10 protein-coding genes are annotated in these 20,344 nt (G+C 67.4%); 9 read left to right on the forward strand and 1 reads right to left on the reverse strand.

All coding sequences use genetic code 11. From position 1 onward, the window contains the following. The 3 genes from secY to map form a co-directional block, all read left to right on the forward strand. Positions 1–1,068 (forward strand): preprotein translocase subunit SecY (gene secY, locus NS6_RS13055; protein ID WP_068041067.1); only part of this gene is annotated, 1,068 nt, incomplete at its 5' end. Beyond that, complete coding sequence (locus NS6_RS13060) at positions 1,065–1,625, forward strand: adenylate kinase (protein WP_068041069.1); 561 nt, start codon at positions 1,065–1,067, stop codon at positions 1,623–1,625. The genes secY and NS6_RS13060, both read left to right, overlap by 4 nt. A 44-nt stretch (positions 1,626–1,669) precedes the next feature. Next, positions 1,670–2,479, forward strand: coding sequence for a type I methionyl aminopeptidase (gene map, locus NS6_RS13065; protein WP_068041071.1), 810 nt, complete (start codon positions 1,670–1,672; stop codon positions 2,477–2,479). Between the two features lie 154 nt (positions 2,480–2,633). On the opposite strand, the gene dtd is transcribed toward map, so the two are convergent. Further along, positions 2,634–3,077: a D-aminoacyl-tRNA deacylase gene (gene dtd / locus NS6_RS13070; RefSeq protein ID WP_068041084.1), complete on the reverse strand. Its 444-nt coding sequence runs from the start codon at positions 3,075–3,077 to the stop codon at positions 2,634–2,636. A gap of 134 nt (positions 3,078–3,211) precedes the next feature. Here dtd and NS6_RS13075 point away from each other — a divergent pair, with 134 nt between their 5' ends. The 6 genes from NS6_RS13075 to NS6_RS13100 form a co-directional block, all read left to right on the forward strand. Then, entirely contained in the window at positions 3,212–3,541 is a 330-nt protein-coding gene (locus tag NS6_RS13075) for a hypothetical protein (RefSeq protein ID WP_068041073.1), read from the forward strand. 30 nt (positions 3,542–3,571) lie between these two features. Next, positions 3,572–4,069: a YbaB/EbfC family nucleoid-associated protein gene (locus NS6_RS13080; protein WP_068041075.1), complete on the forward strand. Its 498-nt coding sequence runs from the start codon at positions 3,572–3,574 to the stop codon at positions 4,067–4,069. A 15-nt stretch (positions 4,070–4,084) separates the two neighbouring features. Beyond that, positions 4,085–17,728, forward strand: coding sequence for a WXG100-like domain-containing protein (locus tag NS6_RS13085; protein ID WP_068041077.1), 13,644 nt, complete (start codon positions 4,085–4,087; stop codon positions 17,726–17,728). 32 nt (positions 17,729–17,760) lie between these two features. Continuing rightward, entirely contained in the window at positions 17,761–18,252 is a 492-nt protein-coding gene (locus NS6_RS13090) for a DUF6301 family protein (protein ID WP_068041078.1), read from the forward strand. Further along, complete coding sequence (locus NS6_RS13095) at positions 18,249–18,683, forward strand: TY-Chap domain-containing protein (protein ID WP_068041080.1); 435 nt, start codon at positions 18,249–18,251, stop codon at positions 18,681–18,683. The genes NS6_RS13090 and NS6_RS13095 overlap by 4 nt, the downstream gene beginning before the upstream one ends. Before the next feature lie 252 nt (positions 18,684–18,935). Continuing rightward, on the forward strand, positions 18,936–20,344 hold a 1,409-nt coding region (locus NS6_RS13100), incomplete at its 3' end, for a hypothetical protein (RefSeq protein WP_068041082.1).

Below are 20,344 nucleotides of genomic sequence, written 5' to 3' on the forward strand. Positions count from 1 at the left end.
GCGAGCATCATCGTCCAGCTGCTCACCGTGGTCATTCCACGGTTCGAGGAACTGCGTAAAGAAGGCCAGGCCGGCCAAACCAAGATGACGCAGTACACCCGGTATCTGTCGATCGCACTGGCGGTTCTGCAGGCCACGGGTCTCGTCGCGCTGGCCGCGCGCGGCCAGCTGCTCCAGGGCTGTCAGCAGGATATTCTCGCTGACACCAGTATCTTCGGCATGGTCATCATCGTTCTGGTGATGACCGCGGGCGCTGCCCTGGTGATGTGGTTCGGTGAGCAGATCACCGAACGTGGTGTCGGCAACGGTATGTCGCTGCTGATCTTCGCCGGTATCGCCGCCCGAATCCCCACCGAGGGCAAGAACATTCTCGACAGCCGCGGCAACATCGTGTTCGCGCTGGTGTGTGTGGCCGCATTCGCCATCATCGTGGCGGTTATCTTCGTGGAGCAGGGGCAGCGCCGGATCCCGGTCCAGTACGCCAAGCGCGTGGTGGGCCGCAAGATGTACGGCGGTTCGTCGACCTATCTGCCGCTCAAGGTGAACCAGGCCGGCGTCATCCCGGTCATCTTCGCGTCTTCGCTGCTGTATCTACCGAACCTGATCGCACAGCTCACCGGGTCCAACACCGCCGAGGACCCCAGCTGGTGGCAGGAGATCATCCAGAAGTACCTGGTGAACCCCAGCAACCCGGTGTATATCGCGATCTACTTCGGGCTTATTGTCTTCTTCACCTACTTCTACGTCGCGATCACCTTCAACCCGGAGGAACGCGCAGACGAAATGAAGAAGTTCGGCGGCTTCATCCCGGGCTACCGCCCCGGTAAGCCGACGGCCGACCATCTCACCTACGTGCTGAGCCGCATCACCCTGCCCGGCTCCATCTATCTCGGCCTGGTCGCCGTTCTGCCGAACGTGTTCCTCGATATGGGCTCCTCGTCCGGCGGGGTACAGAATCTGCCGTTCGGTGGTACCGCCGTACTCATCATGGTGAGTGTCGGCCTGGACACCGTGAAGCAGATCGAAAGCCAACTCATGAATCGCAATTACGAAGGGTTCCTCAAGTGAGAGTCGTACTACTCGGGCCGCCGGGAGCGGGCAAGGGCACTCAAGCCGTGCTGCTATCGGAAAAGCTGGGCGTACCGCACATCTCCACGGGGGACCTCTTCCGCGCGAATATCAGCGAGCAGACGGCGCTCGGCCTCGAGGCCAAGCGCTATATGGACGCCGGCGAGCTGGTGCCCAGCGATGTGACCAACCGAATGGTCCGGTCCCGGGTCGCCGAACCCGATGCCGCGCGCGGTTTCGTCCTCGACGGATATCCGCGCACGGTCGATCAGGCCGATGCGCTGTCGAAGATCCTCGACGAACTGGGCAGCGAGCTCGATGCGGTGCTGTGCTTCGTGGTGTCCGAGGACACCGTGGTCGAACGGATGCTCTCGCGGGGTCGCTCCGACGACAACGAGGAAACCATCCGGACCCGGCTGCGGGTCTACCGCGATGAGACCGAACCGCTGCTGAAGCACTACGACGGCCTGGTCGTCTCGGTGGACGGTATCGGTGAGGTCGACGAGGTCAACGCGCGCGCCCTGGAGGCATTGGGCCGTAATGCCACGACCGGTTAGCTCGGTTTCCGGGTCCGGAGCCGATCCTTCGACGAGGGAGAACCGTGGTCTTCGGTCGTAAGAACAAGAAGGTTGTGCCGTTCCGCACCGCCGGTGAGCTCGATGCCATGGCGGCGGCCGGTGCGATCGTCGGCCGCGCATTGGTGGCGGTCCGCGCCGCCGCCGCGCCCGGAGTGTCGACGTTCGAACTGGACCGGGTTGCCGAGCAGGTGATCCGGGACGCAGGTGCGGTCCCGTCCTTCAAGGGATACCACGGCTTCCCGGCCTCGATCTGCGCATCGGTGAACGATCGGGTGGTGCACGGTATCCCGACCGAGTCCGAGATCTTGGCACCGGGAGATCTGGTGTCCATCGATTGCGGTGCGATCCTGGACGGCTGGCACGGTGATTCGGCGTGGACGTTCGGTGTGGGCGAAGTTTCGGAAGCCGATCGGATGCTGAGCGAAGCCACCGAGAAGTCGATGGTCGCGGGGATAGCGGCCATGGTGCCGGACAATCGGCTCACCGATATTTCGCACGCGATCGAGCTGGGTACCCGGGCCGCGGAAGCCGAGCACGATCGCCCATACGGCATTGTCGACGGTTACGGCGGGCACGGCATCGGTCGCGAAATGCATCTCGATCCCTTCCTGCCGAACGAGGGGCAGCCGGGTAGGGGGCCGCGGCTGGTGGTCGGCTCGGTGCTGGCGATCGAACCGATGCTCACCTTGGGCACCTCGGATACCAAAGTGCTGGACGACGACTGGACCGTGGTGACCACCGATGGTTCGCGCGCGGCGCATTGGGAGCACACGGTCGCGGTTACCGAGGACGGCCCCCGGATCCTGACACTGCGTCCATCCGATTCCGGCTAGGAACACTATCGTCTCCTGTGCCGCTGGTCGATCGTGTCGGGCGGTGCTGGATCCTGTTGGCACTGGGCAGAACAGGGCGCTTCGTCAGCACCCGCGACGGTGGCCGCATCTGCCGGCATGCCTACCGCATAGGAGCGGTGAAGCCGGACTGGTATCAGAGTTCCAGCATGACCGTCACCGGGCCGTCGTTGGTGAGTTCCACCTGCATATCCGCTCCGAAACGCCCCTGGGCGACCGGGGCGCCCAGACTGCGGAGCGTTTCGGCGAAGGTATCGACCAGCGGTTCGGCCACCGTTCCCGGGGCAGCCGCGGACCAGGAGGGGCGCCTGCCCTTCCGGGTGTCGGCATACAGGGTGAACTGGCTGACGACCAGAATCGGCGCGCCCAGATCGGCGGCGCTGCGTTCGCCGTCGAGAATGCGTAGGCGCCAGACTTTTTCGGCCAATTGGCGGGCGGTGGCATCGGTATCGTCGTGTGTCACGCCGACCAGCGCGACGATTCCATGGGGCAGATTGTCTCCGGCCGGATCGATGTGGGCGACGACCTCGTCGCCGACCGACACCCGAGCCGAGGTCACTCGTTGTAGTAGTGCGCGCACGCCGTCGATCATGCCGGGTGCCGATTGTGGGCCGTTAATCTCCATGTCACGTGTCATTCGTTCTCGACTGTCATCGTCGGACGGAATACACTCGTGGTGCGGAGGAACCGCGCCCACCGGGAGGAGTGGACGCCATGGGCGAGGGACAGAATGTCGATTACGACGAACAAGCCTTCCGACGCGCCGCGGCGAAAACCGGTGCTGTACGGGACAGAATTCAGGGAGTAGTCGATACCCTGAACACCTCTATCGCGTCTCGCGGGGCGCCCTGGGGCACCGATTCGCTCGGTGAAACTTTTGCCGACGGGCAGGGCGGAAATCCCGGATACACCACCGCGCGTGACAATCTGATCGAAGGTGCGGAGAACGTGGCGGGGACATTCGACAGTTTCCACGACGGTCAGGTCGAGAGCGCTGACCTGTTGCGCGATATGGAAGACGGCAACCGCGACGGCCTCCGCTGATCGAGCGACAGCAGGGGTGCGGAGGCGATAATGACCAACGAGCGAGCCAAGGCCGATCTCGCGGCGATTCTGGACGGCGTGCAGGAGCAGATGCGCACCATAGCCGGACTCCAGCAGCGACGCGCCGAACTCACCGCCACCGCGACCGCCCGCGGTAAGAAGGTCAAGGTCACGGTAAACGCTGACAACAAGGTGATCGACGTCAAATTCTCCTCGGATATCGACGAATTGACGTACTCCGAGATCGCCAAGGCTGTGATCGAGGCGGCGCAGCGTGCCTGCGTCGAGGTGGCCCGGGAGACGGCCGGGCTGATGGCCCCTTTGGAGAACCAGCGCGCGAGGCTGCCGAAACTATCCGACCTCGTCGAAGATCTGGCAGGAGTCGAGATACCGGGTTCCGTGGAAGCTCCCGTTACGCGACCGAACAGCCTTGACGCCCAGATGATCTCCGATGGTAGTGCGGCGCCGGACAACACGGCCGGAGATTCGCGTGGACGAGGTGGCTCGGTCACCGATTCCAGCTGGTGAGCAGGGTAATTCGAGATGATCGAACTGCCGGGATGGGCGCAGAGTCTTTCGCTCATCGCCGGCGTGGAGTGGCCCACCGGAAACGAAGACGAAATGTGGGGGCTGGGCGGGGATTGGCGTACCGCAGCCGCCTCGCTCGAAGACATCGTTCCCGACATCATCGATGCCAAGAACGCGTCGATGGCGGCGTATCCGGAGGGTGACGGGGTCGAGGAGATGATCGCGGCTTTCGACAGCCTCATCTCCGGCGACGGATCCGACAAGGATCAATCCCTGCCCAAATTGGCCGAATATTTCGAGAACATCGGTGATTCCGCCTACAACACCGGCACCGAGATCGAATACACGAAGCTGATGTACATCTCGTCGCTGGCGTTGCTGGCGGCGGAAATCGCGGCGGCATGGATCTGGCCGCCCACCGCGCCCCTGGTACAGGGGGCGGCGATTGCCTTGACCAGGGTCGCCGTCCGGATCCTCGGACAGCGGGTGGTGCAGGCGATCGCTCGGGCTCTTACCAAATTGATCGCGAACCGAGTCGTGAATTTCCTGCTGCGGCATGTCGCGATCGACACGATCATCGGCACGATGCAGGAACTGGCCATCCAGCAGTACCAGGTGGGGGCCGGGCACCGCGACGAGATCAACTGGGATCAGGTGGCGGTCACCGCAGTGAGTTCGGCCGCGGGCGGTGCTGCTGCCGGGCCCTTCGCAGATATGCTCGGCCGCCGTCTGGACAACATGCTGGGTGGCGTGGACGTCAACGGCGCCCCGCCGCCGCTGACCATGCCTCAGCAGTACCTCAAAGCGGGCATCACCGGGGCCGGTGCGGGCCTTGTCGGTGCGTTCGCGGGTCTGGGCGCCGCGATTCCGGCGCAGATCGTGGCAAGTGCCACGGGGGAGAACGCAGTGAGCTGGGGCGAGGCCGCGAGCCAGGCCTACTCCTCGCTACCCGCCCAGTTCGGCCCGCTGATGTTCAGCGCCGGGGCGTCCAACGGAATGCTCACCGGGCTGGGTAAATTCGGCGCGAACCATGCCTACAGTTCCCTCGGTGTCGGCATGTTCAACCCGGACCACCAGTCCTTCACGTCCCGGTTCAACGATGTCGTCACGGGGCCCGGGCCGGGAATCGGCGGGCGGCCACCGGGCGCGGACGGCTCCGGTGGTGCTGATGCCGGGAGGAGCTCGGTTCCCTCGGGAACTTCTGACGGGTCCGGGGCCTCGCAAGCGCGATCGACGGCACCGGCCGGCGGCGGGTCACGAGGCGACTCGGCCCCGGAAACAGGTGATTCGGCCGCATCGGATTCCGGCACGCAGAACAGCGCGGGTGACCGGTCATCCACTGGTGGCAATGATCCCGGGGAGACCGGGGCGCCCCGGACAGCGGAGACAAGTAGTCCGTCCGCGGACAACGGCGACCGGACCACGGATCCACAACAGCCGCCCCAGGCGGAGACGGAAAGCCTTGGTGGGCACCGGGAGTCCGGCGGTGATGAGGCCGGTCGGAGCGAATCCCGTGCGGGCCTGCCGGCGGAATCGTCGGACGGTCGGCCGCAGCAGTCCGAGGAGCCGGGTATCACCGCCGGGCGGCAGGACGGCCCGGTAGACGAGAGCCCGGCCGCGCCACGAGGTGACGGCGAGCTGTCCGGATCGGTTGACCGTACTCCGGGATCCGCCGATACCGGAGCCGATCCGATCACCGGGGCGTCGCCGCTCACGAATACACCGGCTTCCACCCCGAGCGCGATGACCTCGGGAGCGCCGGCGGGCGCCGGCACGACGGCCGGTCCTGCGCCCGGCGCGGGGGCTCCTGCCTCGCCCGGCTCCGGCCCGGCAGTACAGGGCCCGCCGAATTCGTCCGCCGCCCCCGGCGAGGCGAGGACCACCGCTTCGTCGCCGGCCGAACCCCGGACGTCATCCGGGAACACCGACGGCAGCGGTACCCGCCCCAGGGCCGGTATCGGTGAGCGCTCGGGGCTTTCGTCTCGGGCGCCGTACCCAGGTACCGACAGCGGGCTCCGTGCGGGCCGGACGGAGCCCGGACCGTCCGAATCCGATGGTGCCGATATCGGCCGGACCGACGCGGCGCAGCAGCCGGATCCTGCACGCAATGAACCTCAGGTCGGCTATCGCGACGGACAACTCGGTCCCGACGATGTCGTGCCGGTACCGACGACGTTCGCCGATCCGTCCGGTCCGGCCGCTGACCGCGGTACCGGGCCTCGTGATACGTCCCCGTCGGGGGAAATGCGCAACCCGCGGACCGAGGGCGAGCAGCGTACGCCCGGTCGCGACGAAAACACTGTGCGTGACGATCCGGTTCGCAACCCGGATGAGCCCGAGACACCCCGAGACCCGCGCAATCGCGGGGAATGCGGGCGCTTGACTCTCGCGGAGATCCAGAGCGAAACCGGCAGCGACCGGATCAATCCACCCCGGGATCCGGTCGGGCCCGGTGGTATGACTCGTTCCGAGTTGGAAGCGGCCGCTGGTGGCCGGCTGTACGACTTTCCGGACATGGGTGAGGATCTGCCGCGACACCAGAGCGTAGCCGACGAACTGCTGCGGATGGCCGCGCAGATGGACCCCGCCGATATCGCCGAAGGACGCGGTCCGCGGGCTCTGATCGTCGACGAATACGCCACCCCGGTGGACGAGCACGGCGTCGGTGCACACGCCTATTCGCTCACGGTGCGGATGGACCCGGAGACCGGCGAATACCGGATCGAAGTGTCGGACCCGGCGGCGGGGCAGCGCAAAGGGTTTCCACCGGATACTCCGGCCGACCTCCGATCGGCTTCGGCGATCCTGTTCGACGGGGCGGGCAATGCGGTGCGACCGGGCGCGGCCGATATTCGTGTCCGCCCCACCAACGAACGCTATCTGCACGCCGGTGACCAGGAGTACGGAGACAATCGGCGGCCGCGTGAAACTCCCGGCGAATTCGCGGCCCGGATGCGTGCTGAACGAGCAGATATCCACGCCCGTTTGGAGACCAACCGGGCGCAGTATCTACGCGGCCGCGCAGACGGCCTCGACGCGACCGGCCGGCCCGATGATGCGGCGGCCGACCGTCGACGCGCCGACCAGGCCGAAGCGAACGCAGACCGGCACCGGGACGAGGCCGATGGTCTCTGGGACGCTGCCGGCGGGCGTCGCGAGGGGGATACAGGGCACCGGTACCCGTTCGCCGAATCGACGTTGCCGGCCGACGAGTCCGGCCCGGGGATCGGTCGCCGGTCGCCGGAGGATATGTCCCGCGGCGAAGACGGGGAGCTGCACGCCGAGGGCGATCCGCCGGGGACATTCCGTAGCGCGGACGGGCTGCTGCACAAACCGGGTGATCCGGCGGATACCTACCGGGACGAAGTCGACGTGCTGCTGCACAAACCGGGCGATCTCGAAGGTACATTCCGCAACGAGCAGGACCCCGGCAAATGGCACAGGCTGGGTGATCGGCCGGGGACGTACCGCACGACAGCCGGTTTGATCGATGAGAAGACCGGGCGCTTCGCCAAACAGGACGGCGGGAAGTCGGTCGAGTTCCCCGCCGACCCGGGGCCGCAGAAACCTTACGCGATCCCGGATTCGGGTGCGCGTGGTGAGCCGGCCGACTCCACGGTGCGATCCGAGTGGATCGGTAAATGGAAGAGTGCACTGGGAGACCGTAATCGGATAGAATCACGGCGTAATGAAATATACCGTGCAATCAAAGGGCCTGCGGCCGTATTCAAAGACGCGGCCGCGAAATACGGAATAGACCGCCCCCGAGCAGGAAACAACGGGCACGTATACCAGTCCGCCGACGACGTAATCCGATTGTCGACGAAGAAGTTCGCGGTCGAGCTCGAGCGCATGCACGCCGAGATCGAGGCCGATGGAAGTCTTTCTCGTGCCCAACGTGACGATCTGGCAGATGCGTTCCGGGACCTGAAGCGTCTGTCCGGTGAATACCACGCGCTGGCAGTGGATTTGGTGAATGCATCCAAGCGAATGGGCGAAGCGGCCGGCGTTGTCTACGCGCTCGATCCCCTCGACCGGCCGGGTGCGGTACTACTTGCTCCGCACGACAGAGCATTCGACGGAGCGAATGTCGTCGATATCGCGGTTTTTGTGCCGGCAGCGAACGGAAAACCACCGAAACTGGTTGTCATCGAGGCGAAAGGGGGGCGGGAAGGGAAGCTCGAAACAGCCGAGGTGTACGACGAGCAGAAGCGTGAATGGGTGAATGCTCAGCAGGGTTCGCCCGAATATCTACGACGTACCCTGAAAATCGATATCAACCTGATCAAGCTGCTCGACGACCCACTGAGCGCGCGCGGTATCGATCCGGAGAGCCCCCAGGGCAAGGCGCTGCTCGAAGCAGTAGAGGAACTGAAGAGGGCACACCAGCGCGGCGCTCTGGATATCGAATACCACAAGGTACATGCGCGTGAGAATGGAAAGGTCAAGGCCGGCCGGTTCGACCTGAATCCCGCCGAGCCGCCGGGGCGACTGCCGGTCGACATCGACAATATCGGGGGAATCACCAGGGAACCGAGTATCGGTAGCCGGCCCGATGTTCCGCCCGGCGGATCGGCATCCGACCGGGACCGGACCGGCCACGAACCCGGGACGTCGGAGGATCAGGCCGGACAACCCCCGCGCGACGAGGGTACGCGGCCGAACCGCGCGGTTGACGATGTACTGGCCGATGCCATCGCCCGCCGCGACGAATTGTCCGGGCAGATAGCCGAAATCGTGCGCGGTCTGCGCACCGATGTGGGCCCGGGCGCCTGGGAACCGCATCGGATCGAGGCGACGATCCGCGACCTCACCGGCCGAGATCTCGATACCGAAGACAGCCGGCGGGTGGACGACCTCGCCGAACTCGCACCTCGGTGGCAACGAGTCGACGAGCAAGTGCGGCTGGTAGCCGACCGAGTCGAATACGACCGATTGCTGGGCGAACGACAGACCCTGACCAGGGAGCGCGAATTCATTCGCGCCAAACTCACCGACCGCGCGCGCAATCTCGGCATCGAGGAGCCCGGCGCCTGGGCCGACCGGGATCCGGATGTTCGGGAGGAGACGATTCTCGGGCTCGAGGAGCAGACCCGGGTCGAAACCGTCCAGCACGCCGGCGGTATGGACGAGGCACCGCACAGCAACCGGCACCCGGTCAGCGGTCAGGAACAGGAAGTCCGCCGGACGCTGCTCGAAAAACTGATCGCCGACAGCGAACGATTCGACGACCTCACAAACGCGCTGCGTGACATCGATCAGCGGATTGCGGGTATGGACCGGGCCGCCGAAGGGCTGGGCCGGCCGCAACCAGCGGATATCGTCGCAGAGCTGGAGCGCCTGGCGCGTGAGCGTGCCACCGAACTGCATCGGATCAAACCACGGCGGTCCATGCGCGACGATCTGGCCGGACGGCTGAACGTGGGAGACCCGGAGCAGACACTGACTCCGGAGCGGTTGGCCGGTACGGTGGCCGCCTCGCGGGACCGTGCACAACAGGCACACACCGAAGGTCGTCTGTCCACGGACGAGCTCGCGGCCACTCTCCGTGATCTCGAAGGGTTGGCGGATGCCGCACGTGATGTGAACGACGCACACAACCGCATCGGCCGGATCCAGGACGAGATGGCCCGTGTCGCGGGGGTATGGCGGGCACTCGCCGAGGCAGCGGGCGGTCGGACGGTGACCGATCGGGTGGGTCTGGTGGAGGGTGATGCCCCACGCATCATCGTATTCGGCCCCCGTCCGGACCCGGCCGCTCCACGGGGGGATCACGACAGGGCATTGGCAGACGCGCTGCGCCGCGACCCGGCCACGGCGCAAGCCATGGTGCGTCCCGAGACGACGGTCGAATACCGGCGGGTACTGGCCGACCGTACGGACGACCGGCGGGTGGAGGAAATGGATCCGCCCGAGGTGGAGCACCTGAGCACCGGCTGGGTGGCCGGCCGCCGGCTCGATATCACGACCTGGCGTGACAGCTCCGGGACGGTGCACACAGTGGACCCGAGCCGTCCCAGCTGGCGAACGGGCCGCGACGGCAATTCACCTCCGAAGAAGTTCACCCCCAAAGATCCTCCCGACGGCGTCAGCGGGTGGGCGATGACGGACGTCGTCAACGACATCACGCTGCCCGCCGACGATGTTCCCGCGGGGAAGATTCCCGAAAGCACGCTGCCGGTCAACGCCCCCCAGGCGCCGCAGCAGTACGACACCTCCGGCGTCGATCCGAAGGATATCTTCACCCAGCACTGGGGTGCGGACTCGTACAACATCGTGCGATTGCTGCTGATGGCGGCGCTCGTGCCGAAACACCCGGCCGTCAAGAACTGGATCCAGCGGCACCCCGAGATCGGCCGGTGGGTACAGGAGCGCCCCTGGTTGCAGAAGCTGCCGCCCTTCGGCACCGTCTTCCGCGACTACGAATGGTTCGCGCCACCGGAACGCGATGTCCAGCCGCTGCACCGCGGCTGGGAGCGCAGCGACCACACGCCACCGCAGGCCGGTGCCGAGATTCCCGATGGATTGCGCCGCCAGTGGGAACGGGATATCGCGGCATGGCGTGAGGTCCAGCAATGGGCCGATACCGAATATGACCGTTTCCGCAGTGACGACAGCGATATCGACCGAATCACCGACGGGTTGGACCGGCACCGGCGGAACGAACAAGAGTCGGCGGCACGTGAAATCGTCGACACGGTCCGCGCGCGATTGGTCCGCGAACTGGGCGGGATCGATCCGAACGGTGACGTGCCCGCGCAGCTGGCGCGTATCGAAACCGCGATCGATCTAGTGGCCGGCGAGCTGGCGGACCGGTTCGATTCCGCGGACGCCGGTGCGATCCGCGATACCGTCGGGCAGATCCGGGAAATGCTGCTGGGTGTGGTCGATCCCGCAGAGATCGTGCCGGGGGCGGATCCGGACGAGATCGTGCGACCGGTCGATCCCGATGCCATCGTCGATCGATTGGCCCCGAGTATGCGAGTCGAGGTTCCCGAATTCTCCCGGGACGACCTGCTACGGATCAAGAACCATCTGATGCGCGACGAACACCGGATCCGTGACTACACCGACCCCGCAGCGGGTTTCGTTATGCGGCCGATGGATCAACTCGCCGATGTCGCCGAAGCATGGAACCGGCTGCAGGCCGGTGCGCCGCTACCGCAGGATTTCGTGCTTCTGCGCGACGCATTGATCGAAGCCCGGTACCTGGCCGAACATCCGCTGGCCACCTGGAAACAGGCCAACGCCCATGCGATCCGTCTCGGATACCACTGGGACGCGGACCGTCCGCCGCTGACCGACTGGCGTGCCGGCCGGCCGTACGCCCCGGAACCGGTGCAGCCGCAACCGCTGCTTCCCCCGGAGCCGGGGCCGGCCCCGCTGCCGGGCTCGCCGGACGGCCCGGACTCGACCACCGGGCCGGACTCGACCAAAGGGCCGCCGCCGGCGGCGGGCGACGGCACACCACCGGATCCGCCCGGCCCCGCTGGACCACCGTTGTCGCCGGACCCGGGCGAGCCCGAGGGGCCTTCCGGAACCGCAGGCGACGAATCCGTGCTCGGCAGCGGGCGGCCCGAGCCACGTCCGGCCGACTACCTGGACGACCCGGACGGTCCGGACGCTTCCTGGTTCGACCGGATGGAGCTGGAACAAGCCGAATGGGCGGCCCGCATGGCGGCCGACCATGCCGACTGGTACCGGGAAATGGCGGCCGCGTATCCGGGCGACAACCCACTGCGATTCCATGCCGAACAAGCGCAATGGCTGGCGAAAATGGAGCGGGAACGGGTCGACTGGCTACGCCGTGTGCAAGCGGATCGCGCCGCGTGGCGGTCGGAGTGGCGCGCCGCGCAGCTCCGCCGCCTGGCCGACGCCGAACCGGAGAATTGGGCGGCCGGCCAGCGGGCCGAGCTGGCGGAGTGGTCCGCGCGCATGGCTGGGGAGCGGGCCGAATGGTTACATCGGATGTTGGGCCCGGCGGCGGGCGAGAACCCGCCGGACACACCGCAACCGCCGGTGCCGCCGGACGATCCCGATGGGTCACCACACGACCCTGGTTCGACGCCACCGCAACGTCCGCCCGCGTCGCCCGGTGCGGCGGTGCGTGAGCCGCACCCGGCACCGGACACCCAGAGCCCGGACGAGGCCACGCGTTCCGGCAGCGGAGCGGGGTCGGACGGGCAACCACCTCCGGGCGGACCGCCCCGGCCCGCAGACGAACCCGGGGGGAGTGGTCCCTTCACCGGCGATCCGCTGCGCGATCTCGCGGCATTTCTGCGTGCCGAGGCAGATCGGCCCGGTCAACTCGATGCGCCGACGCCCACAAGCGAGGATGCCGAGCGGATGCGCCGGTTGGCTGCCGCACTCGGACTGGAAGCGGTGTTCGGTGAATTACGCGACCCCGCTGCCGCGCTCACCGAACTGGCCGAAATCGCCCTTGCGCGTGGGTTCCTCGATGATGTGGAACGCGCGCCGCGGATGCGTTATCCCGCCGATTTCGCGGAGCTCACCGCGACCGAGCGTTACGGCGACGAGGAATACTGGCACAACGAGGCCGACGCCGAAACCGCACGGCAGATCCGGGACGAACTCCAGCATGCCGGGTTGCCGGTAGAAGAGCTTGCGCACAATGCGCTGCCCGCCACCGAGGCAGTCCCCCCGGCCGTGGCCGACGCGAGCTTCGGCGATCCGGCGCGACCCGGGCGCGGAGTACCGGAGGATCCCGCCGCCGGTGTCCCGGATCCGGCGCAGGCGATGCCACGGGTGGAGTCGGCCGAAGAGACGGTGGCGGTGCTCGCGCGAGCTTTCGGGCTGGACGCTGCCGCGCTGACACCGGACAACCTGGGCGCGACCGTATCGGAGTTGCGCTATCGCGTGCTGCTGCGTGCGGCGGCGGTCGAAGCATTGGCCGCAGCTACCCAGCGGGTGCTCGCCGAACCCGATCCCGGTGTGCGTTCTCAGCTCGAATCGACCCGCGATGCCTGGGCGCGGCGCCTCGGGGTCGACCCGGCCGCGCCGGCCCGGGATCCGCAGACTCTGCCGGCCGAAGCGCGCATCCGAACGCATCGGATGGCCGGCGATATCGCCGCGCTCGCGGATGCGGCTCGCGCCGTCCCGCGTGCGCATGGGACAGGAACCGGCGATACCCGCCGATTCACGGTCGAGATCGAGGGGGAGCGACTCGGGACGCGCCTGGTCGCCGCCGATGACGGAACCTGGCGGGTCGAGGAACCCGAACGGTTGCCGGTGCCGGTACCCGGAGCGGACCCGAGCCGAGCTGTGGGGCCGAAATCACTGGTGCGGCGGATCTGGGATCGGTTGCGCGATACCGCGTACGGGGGGCAGGCGCCGAAGTATCCGTCCGGTTCCGGAATCGACAGTGCCGGACAATCGATGCTCAGCGATATGGCGGGTGTACCGGTGCGGCAGGAAAAGGATCCTTCGCCTGCCCCGGGCGACGAGTACGAGGTCGTCGATACCAAATTCAGTCCCGCGCGGATTCTCAAGGAGACCGTCGAGCTGTTCCGCAAACGGGAGGTCCTGCCGTTTCTGCGCCGGCTGACCGCACGCGTCGCCGACCGTAGTGGCGAATACGATCCGCCACCGACCGAGGGTGGGGAGCAATATCGGTACTGGCTGGAAGAAGCCGACCCGGACCTGGTCCGGGCCGAACTCGGTGTCGAACTCGACGACCTGCGGCGGCAGGCCGCGATCGAGGCCGGCGGCGACGATGAGCGGACCGTACCCCTCACGGCCGAGACCAACCCGCCGGAGGAACCGGGCCCGCAACCGGGCCCAACTCTGCCGCTGCGCAGTGCCGGTGAAATCGCTGAATGGATTACCGAACTTTCCGATGCGGTGGCTCGGCGGGACGACCTGCTCGATGAGCTGCGGGCTGCGGCACAGGATATGGGCACCGACCTCGGCGCACCGACAGCGGACGCCGTTCGATTGCTCCGTGATCAGCTGGAATACCGGCAGGCTCGGCGAATCGGTGCACTGACCGGCCTGGCCGAAGCCGCCCGGCGATATAACGCGGAGCACGCCGATATTCCGTACAGCGACAGCGTCTCCTTCTTCGATACCGACCCGTTGGGGCGGTTCCTGCGCGAGGTTGTCGTCGCACGGGGCGGTGATCCGCGGCTCCTCGATTGGCGTGGAGTGAACAACGGTGGTGAACCGAGCCGCGAGTGGGGCGATCTCTACGACTCCGACCAGCCGGGTCGCGATGACGGGCGGCGTAGCTTTCTGGAACGGGCATTGCGCCGAGACCAGATCAGGGACGAGCGGGCCGTATGGGCGCAGCTCCTCGGGGATATCGATCTGAACAGGCTCGACGCCGATAATCTGGCCGCCACGCTGGCCGCTGAGCTGGCCCGTATCGAAGCGGCCGCCGGCGAACTCACGGCATTCGCCGAACGCGCCGGTGAATTCCTGCGGGCCGATGCCGAAACAGCCGAGTTGATCGGCCTGATCGGCGATATGGCCGCACAGGAGTGGGTCCTGGCGCAGGGCGGTGCAATGCTCGATACACCTGCCGGCCTCGCTCTGGTACCCGGTTCCACCGCGGATGCGCCGATGCGGTTGGTGGTGTTCGACGCCCGGCTGGAACACGATCGGATGCTCGCCGACGCGCTGGCATGCTATCCGGATCTGGCGTCGGCAGTGGGCGACGGCACCGTGGAGGTGGCGTACAAGATCATCGACATGCGACCGGGTGAGCGCCTGCCCGCAGGTGGTACCGGACCGGAGCGGATCATCGTCGCGGACGCAGGGACGCCGCGGGCCCGGCATTTCGCCGATGTGGTCGAGGGCCGGCAACTGAATATCACCGTGATCGACGACGGATCGGGCTGGCGGCTGGTTCCGGACGAAGTCGTACCGACCACCGCCGACCCGGCGAACGTGGCCGGACCCGAACTCCGCACCGATGCGCAGATCGCCGCCGAGGCGGCGGAATCCGCGCGCCGCCTGGGCCTGTCCATCGGCGAAATCGCCGATCCCGAACAGCTCGCCGCGCAACTCGACGCTCTCCGCGTCGACAACGAGATCCGCGCCGCACGTATCGAATCGATCATCGACTACGCGCGGACCGCCTGGGATATCGACACCTATCACGATATCGAGCGTGCCCGCGAGAACATGCTCCACCGGATCGACCCGGAATCGACGGGCCCGGTGACGGCGCGGCGGATAGCCGAAACCCTCGCACATCCGGATACCCCGGCCGCACGCCGTCGCCAGCAGATCGACGATCTCATCGAATACGGGAAAGAACTCGCCACCCTCGATCCGGCCGCCGTCGATTCTGCAACGGCGCGGTTGCTGCGCCGCCTCGATGCGCTCGTCGAGACGATGGAAGTGCGCACGGTAGACCAGGTCAGCGAATCGATCCGCAACCTGGCGCCACGCCGAGGCGATAACGAACGGCTGGCCGCTGCCCTCACCGAACACCTCGAGGCGCTCGGCGAAGTCGACATCTTCGACGACCGCATCCACGGCGCGGACGCCGCCGATCCGCGGGTGGGAGTCAGCGAATTCCCCACACACGACAAAGCAGTGCGTCATCTGCTCGACCTCATCGCCGATCTCGGCGAGCTGGCCGGCGTCCCGGAGCGCCTCGGGGTACTCGACGCGCGCACAGCCCTGCCGCCCTCTCCCGAACGTGGGGCCGACAGTGATTTCGCCCGGACCATCGGAGTCGAACTTCCGGTCGCCGACCTGAATCGCTGGGATGAGGTTCTGGCCCGCCATCGCCGCGGCGAAATCGGGGACGACGATCCCGAACTGGCAGACGTACGCGCACAGCTGAACCGCTGGAACGAGGTGTACGAGAAATACCGTGACGGCAAGCTGGACAAAGACGAACGGCTGACGCCGGACCAGCTCGCCCGGGTCCAAGCGGAACTGCGGGCCGAGGTCGAGCAACGTGCCGCCGATATCGCCGCGGTCGCGGAACTGATCGCACACACCGGCCCGGTAGGGCAGGTTGCGGAGCGTGCCGAGGTGACAGCGGGGACCACGGCGGCACCCGGACTGCCGCTGCGGGACGCGGCACCGGCCACCCTCGAAGCGGTGGACCGAGAAGCCGAACATCTGCTGGATCGGACTTTGCCGGTCGATGAGCAGCAGCTTCGGCAAGACCGCGTGGACCGGTTCGAGCGTGCGGCGCGGCACGTGACCGAACCGACGGCCGAGCCTGCGCGCGGTCGCGAGGAGCACCCGCGAGCGGACTCGGAAACCCGTGCGGAGCCGCCGCAACCGGGACCCGGTGAATCTGTGTCCGCGGGCGAGCCGGCTATACGGGGGGATCGCGGTGATACCGCACCGCCCGACGATGGCCCCGATGTGGCGCCGGATGCCGACGGTCCGTTGCCACCGCGGCGCGGTTCGTCACTACGCTCGCACATCCCGCATCCACCGCACGACTACGAAGCAGAATTCCCACCTGCTTACCGGTACGAACGGAAACCGTGGCCTGTTCCGCCGATTGCGGCCCCGGCACCGCCGCCTGTTGTGCCTGTTCCACCGCCACCGCCACCGCCACCGCCACCGGCACCGCCACCGGCACCGGCACCGCCACCGCCACCGCCACCGCCGGTGCCGGTGCCGGTGCCACCAGGTCCGCCGGTGCTACCAGGTCCGCCGGTGCCGCCTGGGCCGCCGGAGTTGTCGCTGCCGCCGGTGCCGGAGCCACCGGAATTGCCCGCGCCACCGCCTTCGGCTGTGCCGGAGCCGCCCGTTGTGCCTGTTCCGCCGCAGCCGCAGCCGCAGCCGCCAGGTCCGCCGCAGCCGCCAGGTCCGCCGCAGCCGCCTGGGCTGCCGGAGTTGCCGCTGCCGCCGGTGCCGGAGCCACCGGAACTGCCCGCGCCACCGCCTGTGCCGATACCACCGCCGATGCCTCCGGATTCGCAGCCTTCCCCGTCAACTGGGCCACCGGTATCGGAGCCCGACGTTCCCTGGTCGCCGGTTCTGCCGGGCCCGGGCACAACACCTCCCGGAAATCTGGAGCCGCTCCCGCCCTACCCGGCCGTGCCGCCGTCGAACGATTTCCAGAGTTCGCCGTGGCCGCCGAACGGCCCCGGCACTCCGAATGAGCCTGGACCGCCTCAATGGCCGGACCCGGGCGGTGCCATGCTTCCGCCACCTGTGCTTCCGCCGCCGGTATCGCCCGGTTCCGGCGTGCCGCAGCCGGGCCGCCGGGACAACCGCCGCGGCCCGAATGGAAATACGCCCGCAAACAACGGTCATTCCGGCGGGCACGGCGGCGGTGCAGGATTGGTCGTACGGCCGTTCGCCGGGCCGGGTGTACCGGCCGAATTCGATCCGGAAACCGGGGCACTGCGGGCCGGACACGGTCTGGGGGGTTACCGGAGCGGGGTATACGGCGATCTCGGCGGTGTGTCTGTCGTGTTCTACCGAGGACACGAAGGGAGGTTGAGGTTGTGGGTCGGTGATCGCAGCGTGCTGCTCGACGGTCCGGTCGCGGTGGATTGGGGGCAGGTCGCGTGGCGCACCATTCGGTTCGCGGTTACGGTCGCCGGGGAGACACTGACGGAGCTGACGTACCGCGCATTACCGGCCGAGATGGATCTCGGTGCGTACATTCGCGATGTGCTCACCGACAGTTCGCGCCGCGAAAGTGTCTTCACATGATTCGAACCCACAACGACCTGCAGGGAGGACTCATGACGGAATGGCGTGTGTTGGGCACCCCCGAACTCGTCGAGCTGTTCGGACGACTGCGTACGCTCGAATGGTCGTGGCGGCTGGACGACGTGGCGCAGCTGGCGACCGAATTCGGCTGGAAGATCGAACGCAGCAGGCCGAACTGGGTTGTGCTCGATATCGGATTCGGCCGTGGTAGCGGCGAGGTCAGCGGCGACGACGGGGTCGCTGACGAGATCGTGCTCGAGGTAACGAGCTCCGCCACCGATGATGCGGCAGGCCGGAGCCGGTCGCGCGCGGCCTTCGCCGAGATGACGGCGGCATTGACAGCGGAGTTCGGTGCACCCACGAAGAAAGTGCCGGGCGTAACCCCGGAGGTCCGCTGGGCGGGGGTGGCAACGACCACGGTTCTCCGTGACCTCGGAGTATCGGTGGCGCTGCGATTGGTGACCAACGAAAAGCTTGCTACCGAGGACGCGATCGAAGAGCTGGACGAACAGGGGTTGTTGTGACCGAATGGCCGGAGCTCGCTGCGGGATTGGCCGATCAGTTGGCCGCCCTGCCGGCCGGTGCGGTGTTGATCATCGCCGAGGCCGAAGGGCCCCGATACGCGCAGTTCAAACAGTTCGACGATCGGTTGTATGCCGAAGTCGTCGGTGACAGCTGGCTGGATCCGGGGAAGCAGGCCGGCGCGCCGGGCGCACGGCGTCTGGTCGATGCCGGATGGCAGGCCCCCGGTGGGGAACACACCAACTGGTGGATCGACCGGCCCTGGCCGTTGTCACCCGCGCAGTATCGGGAGCTCGTGGCCATGGTGTTCACCGCTCTCCGGGACGTATTCGCGATCGCCGAGCCTGCCGACCTCGTCTACGAGGCGTGGAACACCGAAGCCGGGGACGCAGACCTGGATCTGCCCGGCCTCGGCCTCCGGCGGCCTGCGTAATGCGCGATCGCCGCCGGGACTGCGTTCAGGATCGATCATGAAACAGTTCGAATTCCGGACTGCCTGTGCCGTCCTCACTGCGCCGGCAGCCATGTGGCGTGCAGATGAGGGGAGTGCCACCTGATGAGCAGACCAGGCGATGAACCGCTCGATGGGCGATCCGAGCGGTCGCAGCCGGCGTCGCCCACGGGAGCGACAGCCGGCGATACGCCGTCCCGCCCCTCGGGGGCAGGGCCTGATACCGGACCGGCTGTGCCCGGTCCGGACAGCGCCGCCGAGCCGTCCGCAGAGAACGAACCCGACCTCGGTTTCACGCCGGATGTGTCCCCGAGTATCGGTGATCAGGCCCGGTCCCTCATGCATCAGGTTGCCCGCAAACTGGCCGCCGAAGGCCCGGCCGGTTGGCAGCGGCTGGACGCGGTATTCGCCGCGACCGTGGTCGCGAGTACCGGTACCGCCCTCTATACCGGCGAAGACCAGCGGCTTGTAGCGCGTACGACACCGTCACCCGAAGTGATGACGCTGGTCCGCGACCATCGGCGCTTGTCTTCCGGATTCGGCGACGGCCCCTGGTGGCGCCTGCTCTTCGCGCTCACCAGTGAAGGCCGGATCGAGGTCGATTACGACTTCGGTGCCGAACCGTTCCCGGACGACCAGCTCTTTGCGCCCGAGGCGTATCGCGCCGACCTCGAGGCGTATCCGCGCGAAAACCTGCCGGTCTGGCTGGCTGCCCATATCCGTCATGCCGATCGGCAGCTTCGTCCGCCGGAGGTGGCCGCCGCCCGCGCAGGGGCGGCTCGCGAGAGTGGTAACGGCGCAGCGGTGGCGGACAGTTCGCTACCGCCGCTCCCGCTGATGGCCGCGCGCTGGGCGGTCCTTTCGGCGGCCTTCGTCGCGGCTCGCTCGCAGTGGGGTCCGCGCCTGATGCCGGCGATGCGCTGGTTCGAGGGCGCTACCCGTAGCGGTTGCTCGCTGTACACGCTTCCCGGCGGCCGCGCGGTGCTGTCGGGCGGAAAATGGGATGGGCCGGAGCTGGACGCGGCCTATAACCGGGGTGCCCCCCTGCCCGACCTGTATCGGGGCGCACCTTATTGGGTTGCCGACCCGGTGCTCAACCACCGAGCGAACAGAGGCCTGTTGACCTTTTGCTATTGGTGGGAAAACGGCCGATGGCATCGCGGCGATTCGCCGGAGCCCGGCGATTTCGCCGAGGCGATCCCCGGCCTGCACACCGCGGCCGATGTCGCCCGGATAGTGACGGGGCTGCTCGGCGAGCAGACCACCGAGCGGCAGGTCGCAGCGGTCGACTCGTTGATCGCCGCCGCCGAGGCGGGGGTTGTGACACGTGGCATGCTGGTGGAAGCCTTCGGTGGCGACGGGACTTTCGATATCGATAACGCGTATTACCAGCTCCTCATGGGCGCGGTAGCGGCACCGGACCCGATCTCCGCCGCTGACGCCGTCGCCCGGGTCACCGGATACCTGACCGAAAGCGATACGGATACCTCCGCCTACCCGCCGGACGCGCTGCGTGCCGACCGGGTAACCGCCGGATGGATGGTGTACGCACCGGTGGAGCCGGGGGAGATTGCGATCGGGCGGGCAATCTTCTACGTGGCGGATGATGGAGCACTGGAGCGCTCTTCGTCATCGGTGGCGCC

Origin of the sequence: Nocardia speluncae NBRC 108251 (genome assembly GCF_001613245.1) — a bacterium.
GTDB classification, from domain to species: Bacteria; Actinomycetota; Actinomycetes; order Mycobacteriales; family Mycobacteriaceae; genus Nocardia; species Nocardia speluncae.

What these genes read in the sequence shown, in the direction of transcription:
- NS6_RS13075 (WP_068041073.1), top strand. Translation starts at nt 3,212, where the DNA reads ATGGGCGAGGGACAGAATGTCGATTACGACGAACAAGCCTTCCGACGC.
- NS6_RS13085 (WP_068041077.1), top strand. Translation starts at nt 4,085, where the DNA reads ATGATCGAACTGCCGGGATGGGCGCAGAGTCTTTCGCTCATCGCCGGC.
- NS6_RS13080 (WP_068041075.1), top strand. Translation starts at nt 3,572, where the DNA reads ATGACCAACGAGCGAGCCAAGGCCGATCTCGCGGCGATTCTGGACGGC.
- NS6_RS13090 (WP_068041078.1), top strand. Translation starts at nt 17,761, where the DNA reads ATGACGGAATGGCGTGTGTTGGGCACCCCCGAACTCGTCGAGCTGTTC.